This is a genomic window from Cellulosimicrobium sp. 22598 (assembly GCF_052044445.1).
Classification (GTDB): Bacteria; Actinomycetota; Actinomycetes; order Actinomycetales; family Cellulomonadaceae; genus Cellulosimicrobium; species Cellulosimicrobium cellulans_G.
In genome coordinates this window covers 159,605-172,198 of sequence record NZ_JBQEMZ010000002.1, presented here as the reverse complement: position 1 = coordinate 172,198, position 12,594 = coordinate 159,605, and the positions used below count along the sequence as shown (strand labels likewise).

10 protein-coding genes are annotated in these 12,594 nt (G+C 75.2%); all 10 read left to right on the top strand.

The genetic code is table 11. From position 1 onward, the window contains the following. The first annotated feature begins 41 nt into the window (after positions 1 to 41). The 10 genes from hisC to ACTJIY_RS03220 all read left to right on the top strand — a co-directional run bounded on the left by hisC (position 42) and on the right by ACTJIY_RS03220 (position 12,527). Positions 42 to 1,121 (top strand): histidinol-phosphate transaminase, encoded by a 1,080-nt coding sequence (gene hisC, locus ACTJIY_RS03265; protein WP_253052103.1) that lies wholly within the window; start codon positions 42 to 44, stop codon positions 1,119 to 1,121. Positions 1,122 to 1,193: 72 nt separating this feature from the next. After that, positions 1,194 to 1,460 carry a DUF805 domain-containing protein gene (locus ACTJIY_RS03260; RefSeq protein WP_353707207.1) on the top strand — a complete coding sequence of 89 codons (267 nt, stop codon included), beginning with the start codon at positions 1,194 to 1,196 and terminating at the stop codon, positions 1,458 to 1,460. Between the two features lie 221 nt (positions 1,461 to 1,681). Next, on the top strand, positions 1,682 to 2,887 hold the full coding sequence (pdhA, locus tag ACTJIY_RS03255) for a pyruvate dehydrogenase (acetyl-transferring) E1 component subunit alpha (protein WP_374614819.1): 1,206 nt from the start codon (positions 1,682 to 1,684) through the stop codon (positions 2,885 to 2,887). Further along, positions 2,884 to 3,876: an alpha-ketoacid dehydrogenase subunit beta gene (locus ACTJIY_RS03250; protein ID WP_353707208.1), complete on the top strand. Its 993-nt coding sequence runs from the start codon at positions 2,884 to 2,886 to the stop codon at positions 3,874 to 3,876. Before pdhA ends, ACTJIY_RS03250 begins: the two co-directional genes overlap by 4 nt. 54 nt (positions 3,877 to 3,930) lie before the next feature. After that, on the top strand, positions 3,931 to 5,403 hold the full coding sequence (locus ACTJIY_RS03245) for a dihydrolipoamide acetyltransferase family protein (protein ID WP_440673348.1): 1,473 nt from the start codon (positions 3,931 to 3,933) through the stop codon (positions 5,401 to 5,403). Positions 5,404 to 5,500: 97 nt separating this feature from the next. Further along, entirely contained in the window at positions 5,501 to 5,989 is a 489-nt protein-coding gene (locus ACTJIY_RS03240; RefSeq protein WP_440673349.1) for a hypothetical protein, read from the top strand. 85 nt (positions 5,990 to 6,074) lie between these two features. Beyond that, positions 6,075 to 6,776 carry a DUF6766 family protein gene (locus ACTJIY_RS03235; RefSeq protein ID WP_353707211.1) on the top strand — a complete coding sequence of 234 codons (702 nt, stop codon included), beginning with the start codon at positions 6,075 to 6,077 and terminating at the stop codon, positions 6,774 to 6,776. 161 nt (positions 6,777 to 6,937) lie between these two features. Beyond that, positions 6,938 to 8,446 carry an MFS transporter gene (locus tag ACTJIY_RS03230; protein WP_440673350.1) on the top strand — a complete coding sequence of 503 codons (1,509 nt, stop codon included), beginning with the start codon at positions 6,938 to 6,940 and terminating at the stop codon, positions 8,444 to 8,446. 41 nt (positions 8,447 to 8,487) lie between these two features. Continuing rightward, the gene (locus ACTJIY_RS03225; protein WP_440673403.1) at positions 8,488 to 10,704 is read left to right on the top strand and encodes a molybdopterin oxidoreductase family protein; all 2,217 of its coding nucleotides are present in this window, start codon (positions 8,488 to 8,490) and stop codon (positions 10,702 to 10,704) included. Beyond that, complete coding sequence (locus tag ACTJIY_RS03220; RefSeq protein WP_440673351.1) at positions 10,701 to 12,527, top strand: FAD-dependent oxidoreductase; 1,827 nt, start codon at positions 10,701 to 10,703, stop codon at positions 12,525 to 12,527. Before ACTJIY_RS03225 ends, ACTJIY_RS03220 begins: the two co-directional genes overlap by 4 nt. The last annotated feature ends 67 nt before the right edge of the window (positions 12,528 to 12,594 follow it).

The window sequence follows — 12,594 nt, the reverse complement described above, 5'->3', positions numbered from 1 at the left end:
CCGGGCGGGACCGCGCCGGGCAGGTGGCATGATCGAGGACCGTGGCCCACGAACCCCGCGTCCCCCTGCGTCCCGCCGTCGCCGCGCTGCCGGCCTACGTCCCCGGGGCCCGTGTCGCCCCGGGCGCGGCGGCGTTCAAGCTCTCCTCCAACGAGAACCCGTACCCGCCGCTGCCGTCGGTCGTCGCCGCGATCGCCGACGCGGCCGCGGACGTGAACCGCTACCCGGACATGTACGCGACCGAGCTCACCGAGGCGCTCGCGGCCGACCTGGGCGTCGGCGCGGACGAGGTCGTGGTGGGCAACGGCTCGGTCGCGGTGCTCGCGCACGTGCTGCAGACGGTCGTCGAGCCGGGCGACGAGGTCGTGTACCCGTGGCGCTCGTTCGAGGCCTACCCGATCGCGGTCGCGGTCGCGGGCGGCACGTCGGTCCAGGTGCCGCTGCGGACCGGGGCGGACGTCGGCCGGCTCGACCTGCCCGCGATGGCCGCGGCGATCACGGAGCGGACGCGCGTCGTGATGGTGTGCACGCCCAACAACCCGACCGGTCCGGTCGTGCACCGCGAGGAGCTCGACGCGTTCCTCGCGGCGGTGCCGTCGGACGTGCTGGTCGTGCTCGACGAGGCGTACCTGGAGTTCGTGCGCGACCCCGAGGCCCCGGACGGCCTCGCGGTGTACGCGCAGCACCCGAACGTCGTGCTGCTGCGCACGTTCTCCAAGGCGTACGGCCTGGCGGGACTGCGCGTGGGCTACGCCGTCGCGCGCCCGCGGCTCGCGGCGGGGATCCGCGCCGTGTCGACGCCGTTCGGCGTCTCCCACGTCGCGCAGCGCGCGGCCATCGCGTCGCTCGCGGCGCGCGACGAGCTGCTGCAGCGGGTCGAGCACCTCGTCGCCGACCGCGCGCGCCTCGTCGAGGGCCTGCGCGACCAGGGCTGGGTGCTGCCGGAGTCGCAGGCGAACTTCGTGTGGTTCGACCTGGGCGAGCGCACCGCGCAGCGCGCCGAGGAGGCGCGCGCCGCCGGGGCGATCGTGCGCCCGTTCGCGGGCGAGGGGCTGCGCGTGAGCGTCGGCGAGCCGGAGGCGACGGACCTGTTCCTGCGCGTGAGCGCCACCTGGCTCTGAGGCCGTCCGTCCCGGACCCGTGCCGAGCGGTCCCGGTTGCCGGGCGCCGACGGCGCGAGAACACTCGCGAGCATGGACTCCATCGATACCGACCAGCTCGTCGACGAGTACGGCTGGGCATTCGGCACCGCCGCGCTGGTCCTCTACGTCGCGCTGGCGGTGATCTTCCTCGTCGCCTACGTCCGGATCATCCAGAAGGCCGGCTACTCGGGCTGGTGGATCCTCGTGGGCCTGGTGCCGATCCTCAACGTCGTCATGTTCCTCGTCTTCGCGTTCTCGCGCTGGCCGGTGCTGCGCGAGCGCGACGCGCTGCGCGCGGGCGGCGCGTACCCGAGGTAGGGCGGTCCCCCGTCGGCGCGGGGGCCGTCCGGTGGGGATTGGAGGATCCCTACAGCCTGTCCCGGCGGATCTTGGGCGACACGTCGGCAGCCGAACCTACGGTGTCGTAGCCTACGCTTGCGTAGGCTACGGAGACGTAGGTTCCGACGGCGCCCCGACCGGGCGCCTCCTGCCCCCGAGCGGGCCGGCCGCACGGCCGGGCCGCACCGAAGGAGAGTCGCGTGACCGAGAACGACGCGAGAACCGCCGCGCGGGACGGCGCGAGCACGCCCCCCGACCTCCCCGACGTCGCGGGCGGTCCCGACGACGCCCCCCTGCTCCAGCTCGTGACGCCGGCCGGATCTCGCGTCACGACCCCCGAGACGGACGGCTACCGCGAGCGCGTCGCCCACCTCGACGCCGCGGCCCTGCGCGGCCTCTACCGCGACATGGTGCTCACGCGCCGCTTCGACGACGAGGCGACGTCGCTCCAGCGCCAGGGTGAGCTCGGCCTGTTCGCGCAGGCGAAGGGCCAGGAGGCGGCGCAGATCGGCTCCGGCCGTGCGCTCGCCCCGCAGGACTACGTGTTCCCGTCCTACCGCGAGCACGGCGTCTCGCACGTGCGCGGCATCGACCCGACGGCGCGCCTGCGCCTGTTCCGCGGGGTCGACCACGGCGGGTGGGACCCCACGGAGCACAACGTGCACCTGTACACGCTCGTCATCGGGTCGCACACGCTCCACGCGACCGGGTACGCGATGGGCGTCCAGCGCGACGGCCTCGTCGGGTCGGGGGACCCGGAGCGCGACACGGCCGTCGTCACGTACTTCGGCGACGGCGCGACGTCGCAGGGCGACGTCAACGAGGCGCTGGTGTTCGCCGCGGTGAACAACGCGCCCGTCGTCTTCTTCTGCCAGAACAACCAGTGGGCGATCTCCGAGCCGACGACCAAGCAGTCGCGCGTGCCCCTGTACCGCCGCGGTGGCGGGTTCGGCGTGCCCAGCGTGCGGGTCGACGGCAACGACGTGCTCGCGTGCTACGCCGTGACGGCTGAGGCGCTCGAACGGGCGCGCACGGGCGGCGGTCCGACGTTCGTCGAGGCGTTCACCTACCGCATGGGCGCGCACACGACGTCGGACGACCCGACCAAGTACCGCTCGCGGGCCCAGGAGGAGTACTGGCGCCGTCGCGACCCGATCGACCGGCTCGAGAACCTGCTCCGCGCCGAGGACGCGTGGGACGACGCGTTCGCCGCCGACGTCGCGGCCGAGGCCGACGCGCTCGGCGAGCGGCTGCGCGACGAGGTGCGCGCGCTCGCCGCGCCCGACCCGTCGACCATGTTCGACCACGTGTACGCGACGCCGAACGCCGTGGTCGAGCGCGAGAAGGCGTGGTTCGCCGACTACCAGCAGTCCTTCGAGGAGCCGGCCGCGGAGGTGGCCCGATGAGTGAGAACAAGACCCTGACCCTCGCCCGCGCGATCAACGAGGGCCTGCGCCGGTCGCTCGAGACCGACCCGAAGGTCCTGCTCATGGGCGAGGACATCGGCGCGCTCGGCGGCGTGTTCCGCGTGACCGACGGGCTCCAGAAGGACTTCGGCGAGGACCGCGTCGTCGACACGCCGCTCGCGGAGTCCGGCATCCTCGGCACGGCGATCGGCCTCGCGCTGCGCGGCTACCGGCCGGTGTGCGAGATCCAGTTCGACGGGTTCATCTTCCCCGCGTACGACCAGATCACCACGCAGCTCGCGAAGATGGGCTACCGCTCGGGCGGGAAGCTCCAGGTGCCCGTCGTGATCCGCGTGCCGTACGGCGGCGGGATCGGCGCCGTCGAGCACCACAGCGAGAGCCCCGAGGCGCTGTTCGCGCACACCGCCGGGTTGCGCGTGGTGTCGCCGTCCACGCCGCAGGACGCGTACACGATGATCCAGGAGGCCATCGCCTCGCCCGACCCCGTGCTGTTCTTCGAGCCCAAGGGCCGTTACTGGGAGAAGGGCCCCGTCGAGGTCTCCGGCCGCGGCGAGGGCGCGACCGTGCTGGACCGTGCGCGCGTCGTCCGCCCCGGCACCGACCTGACCCTCGTCGCGTACGGCCCGACCGTCGCGACCGCGCTCCGCGCCGCCGCGGCGGCCGAGCAGGAGGGACGCAGCGTCGAGGTCGTGGACCTGCGCAGCATCTCCCCGCTCGACACCGTGACCGTGGTGGAGTCCGTGCGCCGGACCGGGCGCTGCGTCGTCGTGCACGAGGCCCCGGCCTACCTGGGCTCGGGCGCCGAGGTCGCGGCCCGCGTGACGGAGGAGTGCTTCTACTCGCTCGAGGCGCCGGTGCTGCGCGTCGGCGGCTTCCACACCCCGTACCCCGTCGCCAAGATCGAGCACGACTACCTGCCGAGCCTCGACCGCGTGCTCGACGCCGTCGACCGCGCCTTCGCGTTCTGACGCGACCGTCGCGACCTCGACAGCGCCGACCGGGACCACCAGGAGGACCACGCAGTGCCCACCTTCGAGAAGTTCAACCTCCCCGACGCGGGCGAGGGCCTCACCGAGGCCGAGATCGTGCAGTGGCACGTCGCCGTCGGTGACGCCGTGACGGTCAACCAGACGATCGTCGAGATCGAGACGGCCAAGTCGCTCGTCGAGCTCCCGTCGCCGTACACGGGGGTCGTCACGGAGATCCTCGCGCCCGAGGGGACGACGGTCGAGGTCGGCGTGCCGATCATCGTCGTGGACACCGACCCGTCCGGCACCGCGCCGGCGCCCGCCGCGCCGGCCGGCGTCGTGCCCGACGGCGCGGACGCGGCTCCCGCTCCTGCCTCGCCCGCCCCGGGTGCCGGGTCGGAGGGCGGGGCGACCGCCGCGGCCTCCGGCTCCGGCTCGGTGCTCGTGGGATACGGGACGGTCGAGCCGGGTACGGCCCGTCGCCGCCGCCGCGCTCCGGACGCGGCCCCGGCCGCCGCTCCGGACGCGGCCCCGGCCGCCGTCGTCCCGGCTCCTGCCCCGGCACCCGCGGCCGTGCCCGCGGCGAGCGCGCCGACGCCCGCCGCCGTCGGGCACGTGCACCTGCCGGTGCTGGCGAAGCCGCCCGTGCGCAAGCTCGCCAAGGACCTCGGGGTCGACCTCGCCAGCGTCGCCGGCACCGGCCCGGGCGGGATCGTCACGCGCGAGGACGTGCAGGCGTACCACGAGCAGGCGAAGGCCAAGCCGCTGGCGACGTACGCCGACGACGACCAGCCCTGGCTCGCGTCCGGCGCCGTCACCCCGGACGGCCGCCAGACGCGCGTGCCCGTGAAGTCGGTGCGCAAGCGCACGGCCGAGGCGATGGTGACGAGCGCGTTCACCGCCCCGCACGTCACGGTGTTCCACACGGTCGACGTCACCAAGACCATGCGCCTCGTGCACACCCTGCGCGAGGACCGGGAGTTCGCCGACGTGCGCGTCACCCCGCTGCTCGTCACCGCGAAGGCGCTGCTCCTCGCCGTGCGCCGCCACCCCGAGATCAACGCGAGCTGGGACGACGCCGCGCAGGAGATCGTCTACAAGCACTACGTGAACCTGGGGATCGCCGCCGCGACGCCGCGCGGGCTCGTCGTGCCGAACATCAAGGACGCGCACCGGCTCGACCTGCACGGCCTGGCGGGCGAGATCGCGGACCTCACCGCGACCGCGCGGGCGGGCCGCACGTCGCCCGCCGACATGTCCGACGGCACCATCACGATCACGAACGTCGGCGTGTTCGGCATCGACACCGGGACGCCGATCCTCAACCCGGGCGAGGCCGCGATCCTCGCCTTCGGCGCGATCCGCGAGCAGCCGTGGGTCCACAAGGGCAAGATCAAGAAGCGCTGGGTCACGCAGCTCGCGCTGAGCTTCGACCACCGCCTCGTCGACGGCGAGCTCGGCGCGCGCGTGCTGGCCGACGTCGCGAAGGTGCTCGAGGACCCGGCGCGCGGCCTCGTCTGGGGCTGAGCCCGCGCGGTGCTCCGCTTGCGGGCACCCGGGGAACGGCGAGCATGGGCCTCGGAGGGGCCGGTGAACCTCACCGGTGTCGTTCGAGGGAGGTCGCGTGCGCAGCGCTCAGGGCAGGGCGGTCCGGCCGACGGCGGGAGCCGGGCCGGGACGCGGGCGCCGGGCTCGGGCGGCGATCCCCACGGGTGCGTTCGTCGGTCTCGCGGCGCTCGGCCTCACCGCGTGCGCCGGACCGGGGGCCGCGGACGCCCGGGCCGTCGTCGAGGAGCTCGCCGCCGCGGTCGCCGGGGGTGACGGCGCCGCCGCGTGCGACCTCCTCCTGCCCGACGCCGCGGACGCGCTCGCCGCGGACGAGGGCGAGCCGTGCGCGGACGTGGTCGCCGCGCCCGACGGTCCGCTCGCCGCGCTCGCCGCCGCGGGGGACGACCTCGTCGTCGAGGACGTCCACGTGGCCGGCCGCCAGGCGCAGGTCGTCACCGCGACCGACACCCTCTTCCTCGCCGTGTCGGGCGACGGCTGGATCGTGACCGCCGCCGGCTGCACCCCGCGCGAGGACCGCCCCTACGACTGCGAGGTCGAGGCATGAGGGTCCCGCGGCTGATGTTCTGGGCCACGCTCGTGCTCGTCGGCGCGGGCCTCGCCGTCACGTTCGTGCTCGCGGCGGTGCACCGATGAGCGCCGGTCCCCGCAAGGGCGGCGTCCTCGGCGGGCTGCGCGCCAGCTCGCTGAGCCTCTTCTTCGCCGCCGCGTTCCTCGCGTCGCTCGTCGCCCAGGCGGTGAGCGGGGTCGCGGTCTTCAACACGGACCAGCGCGCGGCGGGGCTGGACCCCGTGACGTTCGGCCAGTACGTGGCGTCGTCGGCGTTTTGGGTCGACGTCACCGAGAACTGGCAGTCCGAGTACCTCCAGTTCCTGCTCTTCATCACCGCGACCGTGTGGTTCGTGCAGCGCGGCTCGCCCGAGTCGAAGAAGCTCGAGGAGGCCGGCCGCGAGTCCGACGAGGACCAGAAGGTGGGCGAGCACGCGACGCCCGACTCCCCGGCCTGGGCGCGGGCCGGGGGCTGGCGGCTCGCGGTCTACTCGCGCTCGCTCTCGCTCGTCATGGGCGCGATCTTCCTCGGCTCCTGGGCGGCGCAGTCGGCGGCGGGCGCCGTCGCGTTCAGCGAGGAGCAGCTGCGCGAGCTGGAGGACCCGGTGCCCTGGACCGAGTACCTCTCGATGCCCGACTTCTGGAGCCGGACGTTCCAGAACTGGCAGTCCGAGATGCTGGCGGTCCTGAGCATGGTCGTGCTCGCGATCTACCTGCGGGAGCGCGGGTCGCCCGAGTCGAAGCCCGTCGGCTCGTCGCACGAGGCGACGGGCGTCGAGGGCTGACCCCGCGCGGCCGCACGCCGCACCACCTCGCCGACCGCTCACAGCGGCCCCGCGCTCGGTGTGCGGAAGACCTCACACGGGCTTAACGACGGCCGCGCGCGGGGGAAACACGGCGTTCCTAGCGTCCTCGGTACTGACCGGGACCTGCTGAAGGAGCCGCCATGTCCGCGCCCACGAGCCCCACCACCCACGAGGGTGAGCAGTCCGCAGAGCACCCCTCCGGCACCGCGACCACCACGACCGCCGCGGCCTCCGCGCCCGGGGCCACGACCGCCGTCGGGCCGACCACCGCCTCGACGGCCGGCCGCACGGCGACCGCCCCGACCCACCGCTCCGGACGCTGGATCGACCGCTGGGACCCGGAGGACCCGACGTTCTGGCGCGACGGCGGACGGAAGGTCGCGACGCGCAACCTGTGGATCTCGGTGTTCGCCGAGTTCCTCGGGTTCGCGGTGTGGGCCCTGTGGTCGATCGTCGTGCCGCAGCTCCCCGCCGCCGGGTTCACGTTCACCGTCGACCAGCAGTTCTGGCTCATCGCCGTGCCGAGCCTCGTCGGCGCGACGTTGCGCATCCCGTACACGTTCGCGGTGCCGCTGTTCGGCGGCCGCAACTGGACCGTGGTCTCGGCGCTCCTGCTCCTGCTCCCGACGGCGGCGCTCGCCGTCGCGGTGCAGGACCCGGGGACGCCGTTCGGGGTCATGCTCGCGGTCGCGGCGCTCGCGGGCTTCGGCGGCGGGAACTTCGCGTCGTCGATGGCGAACATCTCGTTCTTCTACCCCGAGCGGGAGAAGGGCAAGGCGCTGGGGCTCAACGCCGCGGGCGGCAACCTGGGGACGGCGGTCGTGCAGCTCGCGGTGCCGCTCGTCATCGTCGCCGGAGCGGGCGTCGCGCTCGAGCGCGCGGGGCTCATGATGATCCCCTTCATCCTGCTCGCGGCGTTCCTCGCGTGGCGGTTCATGGACAACCTGTCCACCGCGAAGGCCGACCCGAAGTCGTTCGCCGCCGCGACGCGGAACAAGCACACGTGGATCATCTCGTTCCTCTACATCGGCACGTTCGGGTCGTTCATCGGGTACGCCGGGGCGTTCCCCCTGCTGCTCACGGGCCAGTTCCCCGAGGTGACGCTGTCGATCGCGTTCCTCGGCGCGCTCGTCGGCTCGGTCACGCGGCCCCTCGGCGGCGTCATCGCGGACCGGGTGGGCGGCACGCGCGTCACCATCGCGTCGTACGGCGTCATGGCGCTCGGGGCGTTCGGCGCGATCCAGGCGCTGCGGTCGCACAGCTTCGGCCTGTTCTTCGCCTCCTTCCTCGTCCTGTTCGTCGCGACGGGCATCGGCAACGGCTCGACCTACCGCATGATCCCCGCCGTCTTCCAGGCGAGCGCCGTCCCGGGCGGCGCGCTCGACGGGCCGACGGCGGTCGACGCCGCCGCTCTCGACGAGGCCCGGGCCCGCGCGCGCAAGGCCGCGGCGGGGTGCATCGGCATCGCGGGGGCGATCGGGGCGTTCGGCGGGTTCCTCATCCCGCGCGGGTTCGCGGCGTCGACGAGCCTCGCCGGCTCGCTCGTCCCGGCCCTGTGGGCGTTCATCGGGATGTACGCCGTCATGGCGGTCGTCGCCTGGGCGGTGTACCTGCGCAAGGGGTCGGCGCTCGCGTCGGCCGGGATCTGAGCGTGGACACGCACTGCCCCTACTGCGCGCTCCAGTGCGGCATGTCCCTGACGCCCGGCGCAGGACCGCTCCCGGTCACCGTCGCCCCGCGCGACTTCCCCACCAACCGGGGTGGGCTGTGCCAGAAGGGCTGGACGAGCGCGACGGTCCTCCGCGCGGCGGACCGGATCACGACCCCGCTGCTGCGCGGGAGCGACGACGCGCTGCACCCGGCGTCGTGGGACGAGGCGCTGGACGTCGTGGTGGCCGGGATCGCCCGGGTGCAGGCCGAGCACGGGCGGGACGCCGTCGCCGTGTTCGGCGGCGGCGGGCTGACGAACGAGAAGGCGTACGCGCTCGGCAAGTTCGCGCGGACGGTCCTGCGCACCGCGAACATCGACTACAACGGGCGCTTCTGCATGGCGTCGGCGGCAGCCGGGGCGAACCGGGCGTTCGGCGTCGACCGCGGGCTGCCGTTCCCGCTCGCCGACCTCGGCGGGGCCGACGCCGTGCTCCTGCTCGGCTCCAACCTCGCCGAGACCATGCCGCCGTCGGTCCAGCACCTCGCGAGCGTGCGCTCGCGCGGCGGGCTCGTCGTCGTGGACCCGCGCCGCAGCGCCACCGCGGCGCTCACGGGAGAGCCGGCGGACGTCGTCGGGCAGCGTGCCGTTCCCGACGACGGTCGGTCGCCGGGGCGGCTGGTCCCGCCTCCGGGCGCGGGGCCGGTGGGCGACCAGGGCGTGCACCTCCAGCCCGTGCCCGGGACCGACCTCGTCGTGCTGCTCGCGCTGCTGCACGTCGTGGTCACGGAGGGGCTCGCGGACGCGGAGTACCTCGCCGCGCGCACGTCGGGGTTCGACGACGTCCGGCGATCCGTCATGGCGTGGTGGCCCGAGCGTGCGGAGACGGTGTGCGGGGTACCGGCGGACCGGCTGCGGCACGTGGCCCGGCTGCTCGCCGCGGCGTCGCCCGTCCACGGCGGCGCCGGCGCGTACGTGCTGACGGGGCGGGGTGTCGAGCAGTCGTCGCAGGGCACCGCGACGGTGACCGCCGCGATCAACCTCGCGCTCGCGCTCGGCCTGCCGGGACGCGTCGGCTCCGGGTACGGCGCGATCACCGGCCAGGGGAACGGGCAGGGCGGGCGCGAGCACGGCCAGAAGGCCGACCAGCTCCCGGGCTACCGCAGGATCGACGACCCGGCGGCCCGTGCCCACGTCGCGGCCGTGTGGGGCGTGGACCCGGAGACGATCCCGGGCCCGGGGATGCCCGCCGTCAGGCTCCTGCGCGCGCTCGGCGCCCGGCCCGGGCCGACCGGTGCGCGGACCACCTACGCCGAGGACGGGCGCCCGCGCGCGCTGCTCGTGCACGGGTCGAACGTCGTGGTCAGCGCGCCGGACGCGGACCAGGTCGCCGCGAACCTGCGTGCCCTCGACCTGCTCGTGGTGTGCGACCTCGTGCCGTCGGAGACGGCGCTGCTCGCGGACGTCGTGCTGCCGGTGACGCAGTGGGCCGAGGAGGAGGGCACCATGACGTCGCTCGAGGGGCGGGTCATCCGGCGCCGTCGCGCGGTCGACCCGCCCGGGGAGGCGCGCTCGGAGCTGTGGATCCTCGCGGAGCTCGCGCGCCGACTGGGCTCGTCCGTCTCCTTCCCGACGGACCCCGCCGTCGTCTTCGACGAGCTCGCGCGCGCGTCCGCGGGCGGGGTGGCCGACTACGCGGGGTTGAGCCACGCGCGTCTCGACGCGGACGAGGACGACGGCGGCCCGGGGCTGCACTGGCCGGTGCCCACCGCGGACCACCCGGGGACCCCGCGGCTGTTCCTCGACCGGTTCGCGACCCCGGACGGGCGCGCGCGGATGGTCGTGGTCGACCACGTCGGACCGAGCGACGACGTGCGCGCCGACGCCCCGCTCTACCTCGTCACGGGTCGCGTGCTGCAGCACTACCAGTCGGGCGCGCAGACGCGCCGCGTGCCGGAGCTCGACCGGCTCGTGCCGGAGCCGTTCGTCGAGCTCCACCCGGTCCTGGGCGTGCGGCTCGGGGTCGACGACGGCGACCGCGCCCGCCTCACGACGCGCCGCGGAGCGATCGAGGCGGTCGCGCGGTGGTCCGACCGGATCCGCCCGGACACCGTCTTCATGCCCTTCCACTGGAGCGGGGAGGGAAGCGTCAACCGGGTCACCACCGACGCGACCGACCCGGTCTCGGGCATGCCCGAGTTCAAGGTGTGCGCCGTGGACGTGCGGCGCGCGTCCACGGCGCAGGAGGTGGTCGCATGACGCGCGTCGTCGTGATCGGCAACGGCATGGTCGGGTCGCGGTTCGCGAGCGACCTCGTGGCGCGCTGCGGGGCGCCCGCGGGGGCGTCGGCCGTGGAGGTCACGGTTCTCGGCGCGGAGGAGTACGCGCCGTACAACCGCGTGCTGCTCAGCGAGGTCGTGGCGGGCAAGGTCGACGTCGCGGCGATCGGCCTGCCGGGGGCGGACGACGCCCGCGTCACGGTGCGCCGCGGCACCGAGGCCATCGCGATCGACCGATCCGCGCGCCGCGTCGTCACGGGCGACGGCGCGCACCCGTACGACGTCGTCGTGCTCGCGACGGGTGCGGCCGCGCGGGTCCCCGACCTGCCGGGCCTGACGGACCTCCCGGGCGGCCTGCCTCGTGGCGCGCACGCGCTGCGCACGCTCGACGACGCGCGCGAGATCGTCGCGGCGTCGGTCAACGCGCGGCACGCCGTGGTCGTCGGGGCGGGCGTGCTCGGGCTCGAGGTCGCGTGCGGGCTCGCACGTCGTGGCGTCGCGGTGAGCCTCGTGCACGGGGGTGCGAGCGTCATGGACCGCCAGCTCGACCGCACCGCGGGCGGCGTCGTCGCGCGCAGCCTCGCGGGTCTCGGCGTGCGGACCTGGACGCGCGCGCGCACCGAGCGCGTCCTCGTGGAGTCGGGTTCCGTGCGCGGCGTGACGCTCCGCGTGCCCGACGGCGGGGCTCCCGCCGGCCCGTCGGCCCGCCCGGCGGGGGGCGCGGGGGACGACGCGACGCGGCTCGTCGGCATCGAGGCCGACCTGCTCGTGCTCGCGTGCGGCACCGTGCCCGAGGCCGGGCTCGCGCGTGCGGCGGGCCTCGCGGTCGACCGGGGCGTCGTCGTCGGGCCGGACCTGGCGAGCCCCGACGACCCGCGCGTGTTCGCGATCGGCGACTGCGCGCAGCCGCCCGAGGGCGGCACCGGGCTGATCGCGCAGGGCTGGGACCAGTCGCGCCGGCTCGCCGACCACCTCGCGGAGCGGTGCGCGAGCTCGACCGACCGGGGCGGCGCGGTGAACCCGGACGCCGCGCAGGGGGCGGCGTCGGGGCGCCCACGGGTCCGCCTGGGGGTCGACGCCGACCGGCCGAGCATGGCGCTGCGCCTCGCCATGAACGTCGTCGCGCGCCCGCTCGGGGAGCCGCCCGGGCCGTCGGCACCGGGCCTGTCCGGGGTCGCCGCCCACCCTGCCGGTCCCGGGTCCACGGGTCGTCCGCGCCCTCCTGGTCCCGGGAACCCCGGTGTGGACGAGCGCCCGAGGGCCGGGACCGACGTCGTGCGCGTCAAGGCGGCGGGGCTGGAGATCGTGACGATGGGCGTGTGCGGCGAGCGGCGGGCGCCCGACCCCGCGCACCGCTCCGTGACGCTGAGCGACCCCGCGTCGGGGCGGCACGTCGAGGTCGTCGTCGCGGACGGCCTGCTCGTCGGCGCGACGTGCGTCGGCGCGCCCGAGGTGGGCGCCGACCTCACCGCGACGTACACCCGCCGGGTCCCGGTCCCCGCGGACCCGGCTCACCTGCTGCTGCGCCCTGTCGCGCAGGCCCCCGCGCCGGCGTCGTCCCCGACCCACATGCCCGACCGCACGACCGTCTGCACGTGCAACGGCGTGACCAAGGGCGACGTCGTCGGGTGCTGGCACGACGGCGCCCGCAGCGTCGACGACGTCGCGCGTGCCACGCGCGCGACGACGGGCTGCGGAGGCTGCAGGGACGTCGTGTGCGGTCTGGTCGACTGGCTCGCGAAGGCGGACCCGGACCAGCCGAAGGACGAGGCAGCACCGACGCCCGTCGGCCTCGGCATGTGAGATCGGCGGGCCTCGTCGAGATCGGCAGTCACGACCGCCGATCTCGGCACGACCTGCCGATCTCGCC